Origin of the sequence: Colwellia demingiae, assembly GCF_007954275.1 — a bacterium.
Classification (GTDB): domain Bacteria; phylum Pseudomonadota; class Gammaproteobacteria; order Enterobacterales; family Alteromonadaceae; genus Colwellia; species Colwellia demingiae.
Genome location: NZ_VOLT01000020.1, coordinates 1 through 20,022 on the forward strand (window position 1 = coordinate 1; position 20,022 = coordinate 20,022).

Sequence of the window (20,022 nt, forward strand, 5' to 3'; positions counted from 1 at the left end):
TAGGTTGAAGACCTGTGGGGCACTACAGCAACTTTTTAAGTATGCTTTGGCGCTTTTGAGGACAATCTAGCGCGGATCTCATCGTGGAGCTGGGCCTAATATATTTGGTAACCCAAAAAGACTCCGAGTACATTAGCGCAAACCAACTACGTTATCGATATTATTACTTGCAATATCGAGGCGGACCATACATTTGTGCCCCAAACCGCCATAGAAAATTAATTTTAGAACCTCTACTCTAAGGCGCAATCGCCCCCTGAGCGAGTTATAAACTATAAATAGCAGCCTGAAAAATAAAAGCCGTACATTAATCTATCACCAAGTGAATTTGGTTTGATAGCTGTTTAAACAAAGACTATTTTTAAGCAGACATCAGGTTACTTAACTTTTGTCAATTTTTCACTTTCTATTGCCTCATCTCTTAGATGAGACACTGCATTGGCATGTGCATCAAAACCCTCATATTTAGCAAATCTATAAGTATGTGGCGCTAGTTCTTCATATCCTTCTCTAGTTAAATAACCAATTGAGCAACTTTTCAAATAATCGAATACCGACAGCGGTGAAGCTGTTTTAGCTGCCATTGAGGTGGGTAATACGGCATTTGGTCCTAAAGTGTAATTAGCGATTGAAATTGGCGTGTTTTCACCGAGTAGAATTTCACCCGCGTTAGTAATTTTACCAAGATGATCAAAAGGGCTTTTACTTAATATTAGTAAATGTTCGGCAGCGTAATCATTACAAAACGTGATTGCTTCTTCTAAAGTAGAAGTTAGTACAATGCCTCCATTGTCGCCACTTAAAACGGTTGATGAAAAACCAACACGTAATGAATCCATATGTTGCCAATACTCATTCACAGCGACTTGCGCTTGCTCAGCAACTTCTTTGCTATTTGTTACTAAGAATGCAGAAGAGTCAGGACCATGCTCAGCCTCAACAAGTAAGTCTAAAGCGGCTAATTTAGGGTTTGCAGTATCATCGGCTAAAACAATTGCTTCACTAGGGCCCGCAGGTGTACCGGGGTGAATAATATCAACTAATAGTTTTTTAGCGGCAACCACATAGGGGCTACCAGGGCCAACAACTTTATCACATTTAGGAATGGTATCCGTACCGTAAGCTACAGCGGCAATACCTTGAGCACCCCCACATTTAAAGACTTTATCAATACCGATTAATTTCGCGACAACTAATGTCGCGGCATCTACTTTTCCGTCATCGCCAGGAGGGGTAATTATGATTGTTGTAGGCACGCCTGCAACAATCGCAGGAACGGCTGTCATTATGGCAACACTTGGAAAGGAGCCTTTACCGCGAGGAATATAACAAGCAACAGCATTAATGGGTGTAAAGCGATCACCCGCATAACACCCCGGCCTGATTTGTTTCATCCACATTTCTTCGGGCATTTGTGCTTCATGAAATTTTTTAATATTATCAATGGAATAACTTAATGTGTTTATTACTTCTTCATCAACAATGTTAAATGCTTCGTCAAATTCTGCCTCAGTCACTTGAATTTGGTGAGCTTCTATATTTGCTTTATCAAATTTCTGAGCATATTCAGCTAATGCATTATCGCCATTTAAACGTACATTCTCGATTATGGGTTTAACAATATCGATAAAGCTATCTAAATTTGATTCAGTTCTTTGTAATAGCTTATTTCTCTGTTCAACACTAATGTCGGATAGGTTATGAATTTTTACTTTATTGGTCATGAAGACACCTCTGTTGTCAAAAGCATCGGCATGATACTTTAATTGCTTAATTGTTTCATGAAAGTAACCAATCAGGATATTTTAGAAACTATTGTAAATATGCTCCGCAGCTTTATCAGTTGACCTAATAAAGTATTTATAGCTTTGGTAAATAATACATAGCTACTTAGCGTTTTCTCGTTCAATTTCAACGAGCCTAATTGTAGCCTGTTGGGATATTTCATTGAGTAGATTTCCATCATTTTGATAATAAGTAATTAAGTCGTGTTTCATCGATTTGGCCCAGAATAATTGAATGTGATTTACCACTTTATCTACGGCTTGATCTGAATCTAAATGCAAACCAATGTTGTCTGCAATTTGGTTACTCATTTTTATAATATTTGTTAATTTCACTGTCATTATTTTATCTTCTTTATGATTTTTCGCTAAAGCAAATAGTGAATTGCTCGCTACAATTGTGATCACTTAATCGGTACATTTTGAATTGCTTCAATCATCTTCAATTCAGAGAGTGATAAACGTATGTATTAAATCAATAGTTGGTATAAGTTATATGCCTTTGTCGACTGGCAAAACCAATTAAGTGTAAGTGGTGTTGCTGCGCCCATGTTATTGCTTTGCTTGTTGCAGCAGAGATACTGACTAAATGATCAATGCCTGCGGCAAGCGTTTTATCAACCATTTCATAGCTGGCTCGACTTGATACCAGAATAAATCCTTGCTTATCTTTATGGTTAGTCAATTGTTCTTTTTGTTTTGCCAGTGATCCTAGTAACTTATCTAAAGCATTGTGACGACCGACATCTTCTCTAATTGCCATGATATTTCCAGTACGTTTAGAACAATATGCAGCAGCATGTACTGAACCAGTTTTCTGGTTAAGTATTTGTTGTTGACGAAATTGAGCCAGAGCATGTCGGACTACCTGAAAATCTATTATTTCCGTTAAAGGTAATTTTTTGCGTGCTTTAATTGTTTGCGCTAAAGACTCCACTCCACATAAACCACACCCACTATTACCAAGTAAACTTCGACGCTTATGTTTAAGTGCTGAAAACTGACGAGAGCTAATACTTAGTTCTATTTCTACTCCTTGTTCGGTATGAATAATCTTATGGTCTACAATATCGCTAGGTTGTCTGATAATATTTTCTGATAGGCTAAAGCCAATAGCAAAGTCGAGTAAATCACAAGGTGTTGCCATCATGACTGCATGTGAAATACCATTATAAATAAGAGCGATAGCCTCTTCTTCAATTACCCAATCATTATCTTTTGGGATATTTAGGCCATCATCTTTTCTGATTTTACGGGTGATTTTTTTTATGCCAAGATACTGAGTTATATCTTGGCTCTGATTTAGCTTTTGTGGGTCCACCAACACTTTAGAGTTTGACACGGTCTTTACCTGGACGATTTTTTGGCAAAAATTTAGTTTGTTTTTTCGAAAATTCTTTATTTCGTAACTGCCAATTTGAAGGAGAAGATACTTTTTCAACCTGCACTGCAGTTACCTTATATTCAGGGCAATTGGTCGCCCAATCTGAATTATCGGTAGTAACAACATTTGCACCACTTTCTGGATGATGAAATGTTGTGTAAACAACACCTGGTTGCATACGTTCTGTAATTTTAGCGGTTAGCACTGTATCTCCAGCACGGCTACTAATACCTAAATCATCTCCGTCTTGAATACCTCGTTCTTGGGCGTCATGAGGATGAATTTCTAACCAATCTTTATCATGCCACATTTGGTTGTCTGTACGTCTAGTTTGTGCGCCAACATTGTACTGAGATAAAATTCGACCCGTAGTCAGTAGTAATGGAAATTTTCGGCTTGCCCGTTCATCAGTTGCGACATATTCGGTAAGAGCGAAAATCGCTTTTCCGATTGGGAAACTATCCATATGCATTGTTGGCGTACCTATTGGATTACGCTCGGTACAAGGCCATTGGATACTACCTAAGTCATCCAGTTTCTGGTAGTTAACACCTGAAAAAGTCGGTGTTAATTCAGCTATTTCATCCATTATTTCACTCGGATGTTGATAGTTCATTGGATAACCTAACGCATTAGATAAAGCCATAGTAGTTTCCCAGTCAGCTTTACCTGCTAGGGGTCTCATTACTTTTCTGACTCGATTAATACGACGTTCAGCATTTGTGAACGTACCGTCTTTCTCCAAAAATGAAGAACCTGGCAGGAAGACATGCGCAAACTTAGCTGTTTCATTTAAAAATATATCTTGAACAATTAAACACTCTAACGACGTTAACGCCGCTTCAACATGATGGGTGTTTGGATCGGATTGAGCAATATCTTCACCTTGACAGTATAACCCTTTAAAGCTGCCATCAATGGCGGCATCAAACATATTGGGTATACGAAGACCAGGCTCATTATCTATCTCTACTTGCCAATGCTGCTCAAACTTGCCTCTTAACTCGTCATTGCTAACATGCTGATAGCCGGGTAGTTCATGGGGAAAAGATCCCATGTCACACGACCCTTGAACATTATTTTGGCCTCGCAGTGGATTAACGCCAACACCTTCTCTGCCAATATTGCCGGTTAGTAAGGCTAAATTAGCTATACCCATTACCATACTTGAGCCTTGAGAATGTTCAGTTACCCCTAAGCCATAATAAATGGCCCCTTTATCTACGTTGGCGTATAAACGAGCTGCTTGGCGCAACTGCTCGGCGTCAATTCCGGTGATTGTTTCTGTGTTCTCAGGCGAGTGGCGTTCATCACTGATAAAGCTATACCATTGTTGAAAAGCTTTTGTTTCACAGCGTTCGGCAATAAAGATTTTATCTTCCAGCCCTTCATTGACAATGACATGTGCCATAGCGTTAATAAAAGCAACATTGGTACCCGGACGTAAAGGTAAATGATGATCTAACTTGACGTGTGGGCTATTACCTAAATCAATTTTTCTTGGATCGGCAATAATTAAATGTGCTCCCTGACGCAAGCGTTTTTTCAATAGCGAACCGAAAACAGGGTGTGCATCGGTTGGGTTAGCACCAATAACGATAACAGCATCGGCCTCCATCACAGAATCAAACGTTTGTGTACCGGCTGATTCTCCTAAGGTAGCCTTTAAACCATAGCCGGTAGGTGAATGACATACTCTGGCACAGGTATCAGTATTATTATTGCCAAAAGCGGCTCGAATAAGCTTTTGTACTAAGTAGGTTTCTTCATTAGTACAGCGTGATGATGTTATACCGCCAATGCTATCTTTACCGTATTTTTTTTGTATCGATTTTAGTCGTTTAGCTGCAAAATTAATGGCCTCATCCCAACTAACTTCACGCCATGGTTGGTCGATAGTGTCTCGCACCATCGGGCTGGTAATACGGTCTTGATGAGTTGCATAACCAAAAGCAAAACGTCCTTTAACACATGAATGACCATGGTTAGCTTGACCGTCTTTTGCTGGCACCATACGGATCACTTCTTCGCCTTTCATATGAGCTTCAAACGAACAACCAACACCACAGTAGGCACACGTTGTGGTAACGCTCCGCTCAGGCTGCCCTTGATCAATAACACTTTTTTCCATTAGTGTTGAGGTTGGGCATGCTTGAACACAAGCGCCACAAGAAACACAGTCTGAACTTAAAAAATCGTTGTCATGACCAGTAGAAACCTTAGAATCAAAACCTCGGCCATCGATGGTTAGTGCAAAGGTACCTTGTACTTCTTCACAAGCACGTACACATCGTGAACAAACAATACATTTACTTGGTTCAAAGGTGAAATAGGGGTTAGACGTATCTTTGGCTGCATCAAGGTGGTTTTCACCATCAAAGCCGTAACGTACTTCTCTTAGGCCCACTGCGCCTGCCATATCTTGCAGTTCACAATCGCCATTACTAGGGCACGTTAAACAATCAAGTGGGTGATCAGAAATGTATAGCTCCATAACATTTTTACGTAAGCGTGCTATTTTTTTATTTTGAGTACAAACCTGCATATCTTGTTCAGCTGGCGTAGTACACGAGGCTGGCATACCTCTGCGTCCTTCAATTTCTACTGCACATAAGCGACAAGAACCAAATGATTCTAGGTTATCTGAGGCGCATAGTTTGGGAATGGTAATGTTAAGCATGGCAGCAGCTCGAAGGACAGAAGTACCTTTGGGTACATCAATTTCTTGGCCATCAATCGTTAATGTAACGCGTTCGTCAGTTTTTACTTCAGGCGTGCCCAAGTCGATTATATTTTGACTTTTAGTTGATTGATTTTGTGCTGTTTTTGGATCATAAATAGCAACCATTGTTATTGCTCCTTACCCATCGTTTTATTAACTTCCGTAACTGTAGCGTCAGTGATGAAGTCATCGCTAAAATGCTGCATAACGCTACGAACAGGGATTGGTGTCATGCCTCCCATTGCGCATAAAGAGCCATCAATCATGGTGTCGCATAAATCGACTAATAGCTCATTTAGCGCTTCAGTTGGTTCACTTTGCTCATGCGCGGTGATCATTTTATCAATAACCTCAACACCTCTCGTTGAACCGATACGACAGGGTGTACATTTTCCACACGATTCCACGACACAAAATTCCATGGCAAAGCGTGCTTGTGCTGTCATGCTAACGCTATCATCAAAAACAACAATACCACCATGTCCAAGTACAGCACCTATAGCTGAAAAAGCTTCATAATCTAGTGGCGTTTGCCATTGGGACTCGGGTAAGTATGCGCCTAAGGGGCCACCAACTTGAATGGCTTTCATTGTCTCACCAGTATAGGTTCCAGCACCAAAATCATTAACAAGATCGGCCAAGGTTGTACCAAAGGCAAGTTCGACTAAGCCGCCTTTTTTGATATTACCCGCTAACTGAAAAGGTAGGGTTCCGCGTGATCTTCCGACACCATAATCTTGATAATATTGCGCTCCTTTGGCTAGAATCGTTGGTACTGTAGCTAAACTGATAACATTATTCACAGTAGTTGGTTGACCAAATAAACCTGTAATAGCAGGCAAAGGAGGTTTTGCTCTAACTAAACCACGTTTTCCTTCAAGGCTTTCCAGTAAAGAGGTTTCTTCACCACAAATATAAGCACCTGCTCCTACTCTAACTTCTAAGTCAAATTGATGTTCAGTACCTTGAATAGCTTCACCTAAGTAATTATCTTGATAAGCATTAGCGATGGCTTGTTCAAGTATTTTCTGCGCTTGCGGGTATTCAGAACGAAGATATATATATCCTTGAGTTGCGCCTACTGCTATTCCAGCAATGATCATGCCTTCGATTAAACTAAAAGGATCGGCTTCCATTATTAGGCGGTCAGAAAAAGTTCCTGAGTCACCTTCATCGGCATTACAAACGATGTACTTTTTTTGCTCTGAAGAAGTTACTTTAGCATCAAGTACTGTTTGCCATTTTATGCCTGTTGGGAATGCGGCGCCGCCTCTACCCCGTAACCCTGATATTTTCATTTCATCGACAATACCCTGAGCACTAAGTTTAAGAGCGTTAGATAAACCAATAAATCCTTGGTGTTTGATATAATCTTCTATGCTAAGCGGATCAATAATACCCGCACGTTGAAAGGTTAACCGTTGTTGCTTAGCTAAATAGGGAATATTCTCTGTTAAGCCTAAATAAAGCGGATGTGTTGACTCACCATTTAGCATACCTTGAGCAAGCAATGATTCAACATCGCCAATTGATACGGGTCCATAAGCAACACGCCCTTGCTCTGTTTCTACTTCTAGCAAGGGTTCCAAATAAAACATGCCACGAGAGCCATTACGAATGAGGTTTATAGTTTGCTCGTTTGCTGAAGTTTGAAATTCAAGCGCCTTGGCTACATCGTCGGCCCCCATAGATAGTGCGGTCGTATCCATAGGTAAATATAGGGTAGTGGTCATGCTAAAGCTCCTCACCTAATGATATTTTATAAAGTGATAGTTGCTCGCTTAACTTGGCAAATTTTTCACTATTCATACGGCCATAAACGTTATCAGCCACTTTAATCGAAGGAGAGCAAGCACAGTTACCTAGACAGTAGACCGGCTCAAGAGTAAAGTTTTTATCGGCCGTGGTTTCGCCAAAGTCTACTGCTAACTGACTTTTTACCGCCTGCTCTAGTGCATTTGAGCCCATTGCCTGGCACGCTTCACCACGACAAATTTCAATAGTATGCCGACCGGGCTTGTTTAACTGGAAATGAGCATAGAAAGTTATCACACCATAAATTTCAGCTTCAGTTTGCTGTAATCCTTGAGCAACTATAGCTAAAGCTGCTTTAGGAATATAATCAAAATGATGTTGAATATCGTGCAAGATCGGTAATAAAGCACCAGGTATCTTAACTTTTTTTTCAACTATTTCTGAAATAATTTGTTCAATAGATTCAACTTTTGAATTAGCGATCATTTTTCTATTCTCATTTTATAAAACCATAATAAATTGGTTGATATTCATAAGGTTGCCATGCCTTTTAAGTGTGCTGAAATTGGATATTACTTAGCAAGTCATTATTTTTTAACCTAATTCCTATTAATTATTATCAACATTAAAATTTTTGATACAAAACTCTAAAAAAGCCTCACACCTTTTTGGTTGTTTTATCCCTGAAACTTTAGAGATGACTAACGATATGGGCTTGGCATAATCAGCCAATGGAACACTAATTAATTCAGAGCCGTCGAAACAAGTGGTTGATTTCACTTTTGAGTTCATTAAAGCGTAGCCTTCTCCATTAGCAACTAGACTTCGAAGCATTTCTATACTCTTAGTGCGATGTTTAATAAAAGGATTTTTATCATATTGCTCAAATAATGATTGAAAATATTTACTTGAATTGGGTAGATCTAATAAAATCAAAGGTTCATCTTGTAACGTCATTAAATTAATTTTTTTTCTTTTAGCCAACGGGTGCTTAATTGATAACAAGACATGTGGACTGACTTTAGCTAGTTCAATTGATTCAATTTGACCGTTACTATTTAAGTCATACATCAAGGCCATTTCAATTTTACCCGAAATAAGTGCCTCATTTATCTCTTCAATATTCCCTTCAAATAATTTGAAGTTAATATCAGGATAAAGTTTAGTAAATCCTTGAATTAATTTAGGTGCATAAATAGGGCCTAAACTTGCGTAGCAACCAACATTTATCGTGCCTGAAATTAAGGTACTATGCTGAGTCATTTGAGCATTAATTTCTTCAGCATGGGATAACAGGTTACGACAATGAGATACCATCTCTTCACCTGCAGACGTTAAAGAGACACCTTTAGCATGATGTCTAATCAACAGTTGGGTATTTAACGCTTCTTCAAGTTGAGAAATTGCATTTGATATCGCAGGCTGCGATATAAATAGTTTCTCACTTGCTTCTGTGACGTTGCCAGAATCGGCTACGGCAACAAAGTACCTGAGTTGTTTTAAGGTGTAATTAGTCATGTTTTAAAATCTACCAGTAAATAAAATTTATGTCTATCACTGATAGCATAGCTTATTGTTATGCAATAGAACAAATTAAGTTCTGAAGTAATAAAAAACAACAGCATAACTTTAATTTATCTAATCCTGTACAAAATACTATTTTACAAATGCAATTAAAAAAGACATTAATAAGGGGTAATTTCAATTCAACTACCGCTAGGTAAATAACAATTTTAACAGGTGAAGCCATGAAAGACTTTTCTAAGTACAACACTAAAGAGTTATGGAATAACGATCTTAAGCATAATATGCACCCATTTACTGACTTTTCTTCTTTTAAAAAAGAAGGTTCGCTAATAATGGCGGAATCAGAAGGTGCTTATGTTTTTGATACTGATGGCCGTAAATATCTTGATGGTATTGCAGGCTTATGGTGCGTAAACATTGGTTATGGCAATGAAGAAATGGGCCAAGCGATGTTAGATCAAACTCGTCGTATTCCTTATTATTCTTCTTTTGGCCATTTAACAACACCGCCTGCTGTTGAATTATCAGCAAAGCTGGCTAGTTTAGCACCAAAATCATTAAGCCATGTGTTTTATGGTACTGGTGGCTCAATGTCAAATGACACTGCAGTACGTATGGTCCACTTTTACTTTAATCGCATTGGTAAACCGAACAAGAAACAAATTATTACCAGAACAGATGGTTATCACGGTAGTACATATTTATCGATGACCTTAACAGGTGTTGAATACGATCATATTGGCTTTGATTTAGCACCAGATCTTGTACATCGAGTTTCTGCACCAAATGTTTATCGTCGCCCAGCAGGCATGACAGTACCAGAGTACTGTGACTTCCTTGTTAACGAAGTAGAGCAAAAAATACTAAGCATTGGTCCTGAAAATGTTGCCATGTTTGTTGCTGAGCCAATTGCTGGTGCAGGTGGTGTTCTAGTGCCGCCAGAAGGCTACCATCAACGAGTTGCCGCTGTATGTAAGAAATATGGCGTATTCATTTTATCAGATGAAGTCGTTACAGCGTTTGGTCGTTTAGGTGAAATGTTCTCTTCTGAAAAAATATTTGGTTTTACCCCTGATATTATTACGTGTGCTAAAGGGCTGACTTCAGGCTATATCCCACTATCAGCTAATATGATCTCAGACGAAATATATGATGTTATTAGCGTTCCTCAAGCTGAAGGTGCAAGTTTTACTCATGGCTTTACTTATTCAGGTCATCCAGTAAGTTGTGCTGTTGGTCTTAAAAACATCGAAATTATGGAGCGTATTGACCTATGTGGCCATGTACGTGAAGTAGGTAAATATTTTGAGAACCAGTTAATTGAAAAACTTTCTGACTTACCATTGGTCGGTGATGTACGTGGTAGTCATTTTATGATGTGTATTGAAAGTGTTGCCAATAAAGAAACCAAAGAACTATTAGACCCGAATATTGCTATTGGTAATCGTATTGCAGATAAGTGTCAAGCAGTTGGCTTACTTGTTCGTCCATTAGCGCATAAAAACATTCTATCGCCACCACTAACGCTTACTGTTGCTGAAGTTGACTTCATTGTTAGTACACTTCACAAAGCTATTCTTGATGTACAAGATGACCTGGTTAAAGAAGGTTTATGGCACGGGTAGGTTTGTTTATTATACTTAATGAACAGTAATTGGATAATTATGGTGACAGAACTGGCATATGTAAAACTGGTTCTGCGCCTCAATGTTAGGATTAGCTCATGGAAAACTTGAATTCTGCCTATTGGCAAAAGTTATCGCAAAATATTAAATTTCGTAACCAGGCTTTTATCAATGGTACTTTTACTGATAGTACGTCAAATGAAAGCTATCAGGTAATCAATCCAGCGACAGAGGAAGTGCTTGCATCTGTCGCAGCTTGCAATGCGCAAGATGTAGATAATGCGGTAGCTTGCGCAAGAGCATCTTTTGAATCTGGTATTTGGGCTGATAAATCACCTTCAGAACGTAAAGCAGTTATCTTAAAATTAGCGCAACTCATTCAGGATAATAAAGAAGAACTTGCTTTGCTTGAAACATTAGATATGGGTAAACCCGTTATGGATGCACTTAATATCGATATCGGTGGCGCATCGGCTATTTTAGCTTGGTATGGTGAAGCAGCAGATAAAATTAATGACGAAATTGCTCCAACAGGTGCAGGTTCACTTGCCACGATTACAAAAGAAGCAATAGGCGTTGTTGCTGCTATTGTTCCATGGAACTTTCCACTTGATTTAGCTATTTGGAAGTTAGGCCCTGCACTTGCTGCGGGTAATAGCGTTATCGTAAAACCAGCAGAACAATCACCACACTCAGTACTGCGTTTAGCTGAACTTGCTATTGAAGCCGGCTTACCTGCAGGCGTGTTTAATGTAGTAACGGGTCACGGCGCAGTAGTCGGTAAAGCCTTAGGTTTGCATGAAGACATTGATGTACTTACTTTTACTGGTTCAACAGGAATCGGTAAACTATTTTTGCAGTACAGCGCACAATCAAACATGAAAAACGTTTGGTTAGAAACTGGCGGTAAAAGCCCGAACCTTGTTTTTGCTGATTGTGAAGATTTAGATAAAGCTGCTGATGGCGCAGCCATGGGGATTTTCTTTAACCAAGGTGAAGTTTGTTCTGCTAATTCTAGATTGTTAGTTGAAAGCTCAATTAAAGATGTCTTTGTAGAAAAAATGATAACGCGTGCTAAGCAAGTTATTATGGGTCATCCGCTTAATACTAATACTACTATGGGTCCTATTGTTAGTGATTTACAAGCGAGTCGAATCTTCTCAAAAATTGAAAAAGCTCAACAAGAAGGTGCAACATTAGTTACAGGTGGTAAACGAGTAACAATTGGTGGATCGTCTTTATATATTGAACCTACTATTTTTGATAACGTCGATAACAGCATGTCAATCGCACAAGATGAAGTATTTGGTCCGGTATTGTCAGTGATCAGCTTCGATACCGAAGCCGAAGCTATAGCTATTGCCAATGATACTCCTTATGGTCTTGCGGCTTCTGTTTGGACGGATAATTTAAGCCGAGCTCATCGCGTTGCACGCAAGATTAAAGCCGGTACTATTTCAGTAAATACTGTAGATGCTTTAAGCCCAATGACACCTTTTGGCGGCTACAAACAATCGGGCACTGGACGAGACCTATCAATTCATGCCTTTGATAAATATACAGAAACTAAAACAACTTGGATAAAGTTTTCTGAATAATAGTTATTTTACTAAAAGTAAATGAGTAATTTTAATAATAGCAATCGGTAACTTAAACTAACGATAGGTTTTCAAATTTTATCAGCGGTTGCTATTAGTTTAGAGAGCTCACAAGGTGCAATGATTATTATGCTGCCAAAGCTGTATTTATATTCATAATCACTATAGATGTTACCTATCTATTAGCAATTATTTTTAATGAAACGGAATTTTTTGAATCAAAAAGCCCTTCGTCATGCATTAGACATTGGTTGCTAAGTTAGTTCCCATCACTTATACCTCGTGTTTGACGGCGGAGTATTCATTTTATTTATAAACGTCATTTTGTAAGGAATTGAACGATGTCTAAGAAACAGGTTACTAAAGCTCAAACTATAACTGCGCCAAAAGAACGAATAGAAAAAGATTTACTAGGTGAAAGAAGTTTGCCTGTAGATGTCTATTATGGTGTACAAACATTACGGGCAACGGAAAACTTTAATATTACCTCTATTTGTGTAGGTGACTTTCCCCTTCTAGTTAAAGCCTTAGCTATGGTAAAGAAGGCCTGCGCTTTGGCTAATAAAAAATTAAACTTACTTGAAAATAACAAAGCAGAAGCTATAACACAGGCTTGTGACGAAGTTATCAGTGGTAAATTTGATAATCAATTTGTGGTCGATATGATCCAAGGCGGAGCTGGTACTTCAACCAACATGAACGCCAATGAAGTTATAGCAAATAGAGCATTAGAAATTCTTGGCCATGAAAAGGGTTGTTACGACATAATTAGTCCAAATAATCATGTTAATTTGTCGCAATCTACCAATGATGTTTATCCAACAGCCTTACGTTTAGCATTAATTATGTCGACTCCTGAGCTTTACGAGTCTATGGCTTTATTGGGTTATCAGTGCAAGCAAAAAGCCGTAGAATTTTCCAGTGTGATTAAAATGGGTCGAACACAATTACAAGATGCTGTGCCTATGACTTTGGGCCAAGAGTTTGAAGCATATTACGCCACACTGAAAGAAGATTTGGATATGTTAAAAGCGGTTACTGATAATTTTAGAGAAGTTAATTTAGGCGCTACCGCTATAGGTACGGGAATTAATACTGACCCTGAATATTCAAGCTTAGTTATTGAAGAATTATGCTGGATTGCCGACATACATTTCATTAGAGCGACTAACTTGATTCAAGCCACAAGTGATATGGGGGCGTTTATTACTCTCTCGAGTATGCTAAAAAGAACAGCAATAAAAGTTTCAAAAATGTGTAATGATCTTCGTTTGATGAGTAGTGGACCTAGAGCTGGCTTGAACGAGATTAATCTGCCAGCTATGCAACCAGGTTCTTCAATCATGCCTGGCAAGGTAAACCCTGTTATCCCTGAAGTAGTAAATCAAGTCGCTTATGAAGTTATAGGCAATGATTTGGCTATAACCATGGCAGCAGAAGCCGGGCAACTGCAGCTAAACGTTATGGAGCCTGTAATTGCTTTTAATCTGTTAAGATCAATAAAGTTCTTAACCAATGCATTTAATGCTCTTGCCACACGCTGCATTTCAGGTATCACTGCTAATGAAGAACATTGTAAATCAATGGTTTATAACAGTATTGGGATTGTTACCGCTATCAATCCTTATTTGGGCTATGAAGTATCAACCCGCATTGCAAAAGAGGCATTGGCAACAGGGGAGAATATTATTAATTTGATTAAACGAGATGGCTTATTAACTGAGCAGCAACTTGCTGATATTCTTAATCCTGAAAATATGACTCAGCCTAGACGACAATTTTCTTCCGATAAAAAATCGTAATATTATGATCTTGGTGTACTTAGATATGGTCGTAATTTACTAGGGAAAATAGAAGTAACTCTAATCTAAGCTATTCTAATGTGAATAGGGCTCGAGTAATGAGTGTATTAGAGTATCCAACCTGATACCTACCTAAGATCGACATTTTACTAGACCATCATCATCTCAAATTCACTCAATGATAACTTAATACGTGGCTTTAGTTTTTTAGACAATAAGCCACTATTCCTAAAATTTAATTCAGCATAAAACTTACTTCACTACGGTGTTGACTATGTTCCACTTATGAAATTTTTTGCTTGATCATTTATCAAGTAAAAGATAGCTAACTGATTGTAAAAAAACAAATCAACTTGCAAAACTGACCTGAGGCATAGTCATAGTCATAGATAGATACAATAAATTAACGATTAAATTTTTACTAAATATTCATTTTAAATAATATACAAACGCATTTGGGAGCTACCATGACAGATTTTCGACAACGAGCACTTGATTACCATGCTTTTCCTACTCCGGGTAAAATCAGTGTTGCATTAACCACCGCTGCTGAAACGAGTGATGATCTGTCACTAGCTTATAGCCCCGGTGTTGCTGAACCAGTAAGAGAAATAGCCGCTAACCCTGATGATGTCTATAAATACACGGCAAAAGGAAATACTGTTGCCGTTATCACTAACGGTACTGCTATTTTAGGTTTGGGTAATTTAGGCCCAATGGCATCTAAGCCTGTAATGGAAGGTAAGTCATTATTATTTAAACGCTTTGCCAACATTGACTCGTTTGATATTGAAGTAAACCACAAAACCGTTGAAGAGTTTGTAAATACAGTTTCGAATATTGCCGATAGTTTTGGTGGTATAAATCTTGAAGACATTAAGGCGCCAGAATGTTTTGCTATTGAGAAAGCCCTAATTGAACGTTGTAAAATCCCTGTATTTCATGATGATCAACATGGTACTGCCATTGTTACCGCTGCGGCTATGATCAACGCATTAGATATTCAAGGCAAAGATATTAAACTGGCTAAAATTGTTTGTTTAGGAGCCGGTGCTGCTGCAATTGCCTGTATGGAACTATTGGTCAAGTGTGGTGCTCAGCGTGAAAAAATCTATATGCTTGATACTAAAGGTATAGTGCATACTCGTCGTGATGACTTAAATGAATATAAAAAACTTTTTGCAAATAATACTGACAAGCGTACTTTAGATGGCGCCATTGAAGGCGCTGATGTATTTGTTGGTGTGTCTGGTCCTAATTTGTTGAGTCAAGAACAAGTTAAATTAATGGCGCCGAACCCAATTATTTTTGCTTGTTCAAATCCAGACCCCGAAATTAAACCTGAATTGGCGTTAGCCGCTCGTGCTGATGCAATTATTGCTACAGGTCGTTCTGATTATCCTAATCAAGTTAATAATGTACTTTGTTTTCCTTTTATCTTCCGTGGTGCTTTAGATGTTCGTGCCCGTACTATCAACGATGAAATGAAAATCGCAGCGGTACATGCTATTAGAGCAATAGCAAAAGAAGAAGTACCAAATGAAGTGTTAGTTGCATCAGGTGAATCTGAGTTAACTTTTGGTCGGAACTATATAATTCCAAAACCAATAGATTCGCGTTTATTACCTGCTGTTGCTTTAGCTGTAGCAAAAGCTGCAGTAGATTCTGGCGTTGCAGCGCTACCCTTACCTGATAATTACATGCGGTAATAATAACCTTGGCGAAAACATAAGTAGAGTGGTGAGTAGTAAGTAGTAAGTTGTTAAATAAATTAATCTCTAATGAATTATTTGAAAGCGCTGTACAACCTTTATCCTTATTGAGTTAGATAGCTCCCCTTACATTCGTGAAAATTTTATAACAACTTGCACACTAAAACTCTCCCATCACAGTTACCTAATGTATTTCAAGTAGCGTCGCCAGTGTGCGAAGACATAAATTATCGATAGAATTTTTCATATATAAGAAGAAATATTCATTATGCTGTTAAATAAACGACATTCAATTCAAAAAAAAGTCACAGTATTATTTATTAGTATTGTTTTGCTATGTACTTTGGGTTTTGCAGTGCTGACCTCTCACACATTATCAGCTTTATCTGATGAACAAATATCGTCAACTAAAAAATTAATACAAAGCTCTGTACTTAAATCCATGGATGACGCAGGAAAACTATCCAGCGAACGTATCAGCAAACTGCTCAAACAAAGCTTTGCACCTGTGCTAATTTTAGCTGAAACCTTATCTAAAACAGCCCAACCAAGTACACCTTTCAATAGAGAGGTAGTAAGTAATTTAAATCGTTATACATTAGAAGCAACACCGACTATTAGTTCGATTTACACTCACTTTGAAGTTGATGGTTATGATGGACTTGATAGCACTTTTGTTAATTTTGGACAACACTCAACATCAACTGGGAGCTTAGAAGTCTATTGGATAAAAGAGAATGGGCAAGCAAGCTTTTACCCTACAGATAATTCGGAAGATAAATATAACAGTGAAAAAGACGACAATGGTATTCGTAAATCAGAATATTACTTATGCAGTAAAGATTCACTAAAACCTTGTGCGCTTGACCCTTATATGTATGAGATAGAGCCTGGACGCGAAGAGTTAATGACGACACTATCTGCACCAATCATTGTATCAAAGCAATTTAGGGGGTTAGTCGGTGTTGATATTAATTTACCTATTGTACAAAAGTGGATTATAGAACAAGCAAAATCGTTATTTCAAGGCAATGTATCTATCAGTTTATTCAGTCAAAAAAATATGATTATTGCTTCAAGCCTTTACCCTGATAAATTATCTAAAAAAGCTAGTGATGCTAATTCAGAACTTTCAGCGATATTAAGAACTCCCAAAAACTCAATTATCTCTAGCTCAGACTGGCATGTTAAAGTGCCTGTTTTTATTAGTGAAGCAAATGTGACATGGACTCTTCTTATTTCTGTTCCTGAAAAAATAGCCTTAGCCTCAGTGTTAGAAATGACAGAGAAAGCGAATGAGTTCTATAATAAAGCACTCACTGAGCTGCTATTCTTTTCACTCTTGTTCTTATTATGCGCATTATTTTTTGCTATCTGGCTTGCGAGATCAATAACCTCCCCCATCAAGTTACTTTCCTTTTCGATTCAAGAGTTGGCAGATCGTGAAGGCGATCTAACCCAAAAAGTAACGGTTGAAAGTCATGAAGAATTAATACTCTTGGCGGGTGGCTTCAATAAGTTTATTAAAAAGTTAGCTGAAATGATTGGCTCATCTAAAAAGTTCTCCAATGAATTAGTCGGCAAGTTTGGTGAGCTAGAAAACATTGCTCATGAAGTTGAAAATGACACGCAAGAGCAACAACTTAATTTAGACAGTATTGCTACTGCGATGACTGAAATGGCCACCACGTCAAGTGAAGTTGCAAAGCTTGCTGTAGAAACAGCAAATGGTGGAAAGCATGCCAATTCACTTCTACAAGAAACTCAGAATATTTTAGAAGCGAGTGTTCAGAATGTGCAAGAACTTGAACAAAACATGTCATTAACGAGTAAGCAAATGTCACAAGTTGCCGCTCACAGTTCAGATATAACAGGTATTGTTGAAACAATTAGATCTATTGCTGATCAAACCAACCTACTCGCATTAAATGCGGCGATTGAGGCAGCAAGAGCAGGAGAACAAGGCAGGGGTTTCGCCGTTGTTGCCGATGAAGTTAGAAACTTGGCTGCGCGAACTCAAACATCGACTCAGGATATCAGTAATTTAATTGGAAACTTACAGTTGGAGGTCGATAAAGCCGTTGAAACACTCGATGCAAACAAAGAGTCGATTACTGGTACTGTTGATAAAACGAGTCTTAGTTTTGAACAACTTTCCCAAACGTTGGAAAGTATCAAGCTCATGAGTGAAAGTACAGAACAAGTAGCAACTGCGGCTGAAGAGCAAAGCCAAGTTGCTGAAGATATAAATATTCGATTAGTTTCTGTATCTGATAGTAGTACAGGATTGGCTGAATTAGGACAACGATTACAAGAGAATAGTGCTTACTCTAAAGGCGTCGTTGAACGGATTGAATTAGAGCTAAATCGCCTAAAATGCTAAAACTCTTTCTCTATTATCTTCGCTTAAGAATATATATTAAGGCTAACATGCGCCTGGTAATTTTGCTTTCATAGCTTGTACATTGAAGTATAGATATTTTGTATTTTTCAAAAGAAACTTTTTAAAATTGACTAATAATTTCATAACGCACGTAGCCTGTGAAAAAATCAGACATATCAAATAAAACAAAAATATAAATAGAATGGAGAGTTGTACCTTGTTAACTAAATTAATATCTAATGAGTTGTCTGAAAATGATGTACTACCTTCATCTTTATTGAGCAAAATAGCTACTCACCCGTTACGTGAGAAGCTTTATAACGAATTGCACAATAGACCTTTTCCATCAATATCTTCCCCGGCTCAACTTACACATATAGCAATTCAACACCAAGGGAAATTAAAGCAAGAAGAGCATGACTTTATTTCACTGTTATGTAATAAGTTTCAAGTAAATTCGCCAGCGAAATCAATGCCGTGTTTTTATCAGGATTTTGGTTTATTCAGCCTTCGTTGGGAGCGTCATTTAGAGTATTCAACTTATACTTTTATTCATCAGGCTCCGTTAACGGATCAACCTTTTATTAAAAATGCTATCGATTATGTTCCCAGTAATTGGCTCGAAAAAATGCCAGGTCAAGTCATTGCTGCAGTGCATTTGATTATTGAACCTGAAAATATTGATAAAAAAATAACGCACAAAGTTGAACAGTTTTTTGACAATATGTCATTGATAGCCAGCGCTCCCGTAAATTCACAGGCGAAAGTATGGAGCTCATTTAAATTACATAACGATGGTTTTGGTCGTTTTCTGATATACCAACAAGATTTATCAGCTGCGCAGCTAGGACGATTAACACAACAATTATTACAGCTTGATACATACCGGTTGATGGCAACATTGGGTTTACCACTAGCTAGAGTCATTAATAGTGAACTTAATCAATTAGATTTACAACTGCAACAAGTTACCACCTATATAGCTTTAGGTACTGATAAAAGCGATAGGGAGCTACTTACACAAGTATCTAAAATAGCAGCGAAAGTGGAAGACTATCGTAGTCAAAGTACTTACCGCTTCTCTGCTACTAATGCCTATTACGATGTAGCATTACAACGGATGGAAGAATTGAAAGAAGAAGAAATTCCGGGATATATAACCTTGCAAGAATTCTTAATGCGTAGAATTACACCTGCTGTTAAAACCTGCCAAACGGCTTCTAACCACTTAGAAGATATTTCTAGAAGGGTCACCCGCGCTAGTGATTTATTGCGCACACGCGTTGATATGGTTTTACAAGAGCAAAATCAAACCTTATTAAAGTCAATGAACCACCGTGCACATGTGCAAATGCGTTTGCAACAAACCGTCGAAGGCTTATCTGTTGCCGCGATAAGTTATTACGGCATGCAATTATTTGAAACCATGTTAACGTCTTTACCAACACTGGGTATTGACTATAACCATGAACTAGTGAGTGGCTTTGCGGTACCTATTGTTATTGGTATTGTTTTTGTTGTCACACGCTTAGTTCATAGGCGCTTAATGAAAGAATTAAAGTAATTCAGATTACTCAGATATAAATGACGATACAGATTAGTAAAACTCGCTGTAAACCTGATGTTGAAATTCAAAGTGTGCTTGAGACATTGCCGTATTTTATCATTGCAAGAGGGAGCTTCCAGAAGGTGTAAGTTTTATTGCTATAAAAAAGGGTAGACCATTTGGT

At 38.1% G+C, this 20,022-nt stretch carries 13 protein-coding genes; 6 read left to right on the forward strand and 7 right to left on the reverse strand.

The genetic code is table 11. The annotated features are described in order from the left end of the window. Positions 1–377: 377 nt before the first annotated feature. The 7 genes from hisD to ESZ36_RS22020 form a co-directional block, all read right to left on the reverse strand. On the reverse strand, positions 378–1,724 hold the full coding sequence (gene hisD, locus ESZ36_RS21990; RefSeq protein WP_146791884.1) for a histidinol dehydrogenase: 1,347 nt from the start codon (positions 1,722–1,724) through the stop codon (positions 378–380). Between the two features lie 162 nt (positions 1,725–1,886). Beyond that, on the reverse strand, positions 1,887–2,192 hold the full coding sequence (locus ESZ36_RS21995; protein ID WP_146791886.1) for a formate dehydrogenase subunit delta: 306 nt from the start codon (positions 2,190–2,192) through the stop codon (positions 1,887–1,889). Positions 2,193–2,259: 67 nt separating this feature from the next. Then, the gene (gene fdhD / locus ESZ36_RS22000) at positions 2,260–3,126 is read right to left on the reverse strand and encodes a formate dehydrogenase accessory sulfurtransferase FdhD (protein ID WP_246129213.1); all 867 of its coding nucleotides are present in this window, start codon (positions 3,124–3,126) and stop codon (positions 2,260–2,262) included. Further along, a complete protein-coding gene (gene fdhF, locus ESZ36_RS22005) occupies positions 3,113–6,016 on the reverse strand; it encodes a formate dehydrogenase subunit alpha (RefSeq protein WP_146791888.1) in 2,904 nt (967 codons plus the stop codon). Before fdhF ends, fdhD begins: the two co-directional genes overlap by 14 nt. Positions 6,017–6,018: 2 nt before the next feature. Next, positions 6,019–7,623: a formate dehydrogenase beta subunit gene (locus tag ESZ36_RS22010; protein WP_146791890.1), complete on the reverse strand. Its 1,605-nt coding sequence runs from the start codon at positions 7,621–7,623 to the stop codon at positions 6,019–6,021. 1 nt (position 7,624) lies between these two features. Beyond that, positions 7,625–8,131 (reverse strand): formate dehydrogenase subunit gamma, encoded by a 507-nt coding sequence (locus ESZ36_RS22015; protein ID WP_146791892.1) that lies wholly within the window; start codon positions 8,129–8,131, stop codon positions 7,625–7,627. Positions 8,132–8,254: 123 nt separating this feature from the next. Then, positions 8,255–9,163 carry a LysR family transcriptional regulator gene (locus ESZ36_RS22020; protein ID WP_146791894.1) on the reverse strand — a complete coding sequence of 303 codons (909 nt, stop codon included), beginning with the start codon at positions 9,161–9,163 and terminating at the stop codon, positions 8,255–8,257. 230 nt (positions 9,164–9,393) lie between these two features. On the opposite strand from ESZ36_RS22020, the gene ESZ36_RS22025 reads away from it, so the two are divergent. The 6 genes from ESZ36_RS22025 (at position 9,394) to ESZ36_RS22050 (ending at position 19,856) form a co-directional block, all read left to right on the forward strand. After that, the gene (locus ESZ36_RS22025) at positions 9,394–10,797 is read left to right on the forward strand and encodes an aminotransferase (protein WP_146791896.1); all 1,404 of its coding nucleotides are present in this window, start codon (positions 9,394–9,396) and stop codon (positions 10,795–10,797) included. Between the two features lie 98 nt (positions 10,798–10,895). After that, positions 10,896–12,395 carry an aldehyde dehydrogenase gene (locus tag ESZ36_RS22030; protein WP_146791898.1) on the forward strand — a complete coding sequence of 500 codons (1,500 nt, stop codon included), beginning with the start codon at positions 10,896–10,898 and terminating at the stop codon, positions 12,393–12,395. 341 nt (positions 12,396–12,736) lie between these two features. Beyond that, positions 12,737–14,197 carry an aspartate ammonia-lyase gene (gene aspA, locus ESZ36_RS22035; RefSeq protein WP_146791900.1) on the forward strand — a complete coding sequence of 487 codons (1,461 nt, stop codon included), beginning with the start codon at positions 12,737–12,739 and terminating at the stop codon, positions 14,195–14,197. Between the two features lie 467 nt (positions 14,198–14,664). After that, a complete protein-coding gene (locus tag ESZ36_RS22040; RefSeq protein ID WP_146791902.1) occupies positions 14,665–15,906 on the forward strand; it encodes a malic enzyme-like NAD(P)-binding protein in 1,242 nt (413 codons plus the stop codon). Positions 15,907–16,264: 358 nt separating this feature from the next. Further along, the gene (locus tag ESZ36_RS22045; RefSeq protein WP_170235921.1) at positions 16,265–18,292 is read left to right on the forward strand and encodes a methyl-accepting chemotaxis protein; all 2,028 of its coding nucleotides are present in this window, start codon (positions 16,265–16,267) and stop codon (positions 18,290–18,292) included. Positions 18,293–18,509: 217 nt separating this feature from the next. After that, on the forward strand, positions 18,510–19,856 hold the full coding sequence (locus tag ESZ36_RS22050) for a DUF3422 family protein (protein ID WP_246129214.1): 1,347 nt from the start codon (positions 18,510–18,512) through the stop codon (positions 19,854–19,856). Positions 19,857–20,022 lie beyond the last annotated feature (166 nt).

Bases quoted from the DNA above. Each gene is read 5' to 3' on its own strand.
- fdhF (WP_146791888.1), bottom strand. From the start codon at position 6,016: ATGGTTGCTATTTATGATCCAAAAACAGCACAAAATCAATCAACTAAA.
- aspA (WP_146791900.1), top strand. From the start codon at position 12,737: ATGTCTAAGAAACAGGTTACTAAAGCTCAAACTATAACTGCGCCAAAA.
- ESZ36_RS22040 (WP_146791902.1), top strand. From the start codon at position 14,665: ATGACAGATTTTCGACAACGAGCACTTGATTACCATGCTTTTCCTACT.
- ESZ36_RS22010 (WP_146791890.1), bottom strand. From the start codon at position 7,623: ATGACCACTACCCTATATTTACCTATGGATACGACCGCACTATCTATG.
- ESZ36_RS22030 (WP_146791898.1), top strand. From the start codon at position 10,896: ATGGAAAACTTGAATTCTGCCTATTGGCAAAAGTTATCGCAAAATATT.
- ESZ36_RS22015 (WP_146791892.1), bottom strand. From the start codon at position 8,131: ATGATCGCTAATTCAAAAGTTGAATCTATTGAACAAATTATTTCAGAA.
- ESZ36_RS22025 (WP_146791896.1), top strand. From the start codon at position 9,394: ATGAAAGACTTTTCTAAGTACAACACTAAAGAGTTATGGAATAACGAT.
- hisD (WP_146791884.1), bottom strand. From the start codon at position 1,724: ATGACCAATAAAGTAAAAATTCATAACCTATCCGACATTAGTGTTGAA.
- ESZ36_RS22020 (WP_146791894.1), bottom strand. From the start codon at position 9,163: ATGACTAATTACACCTTAAAACAACTCAGGTACTTTGTTGCCGTAGCC.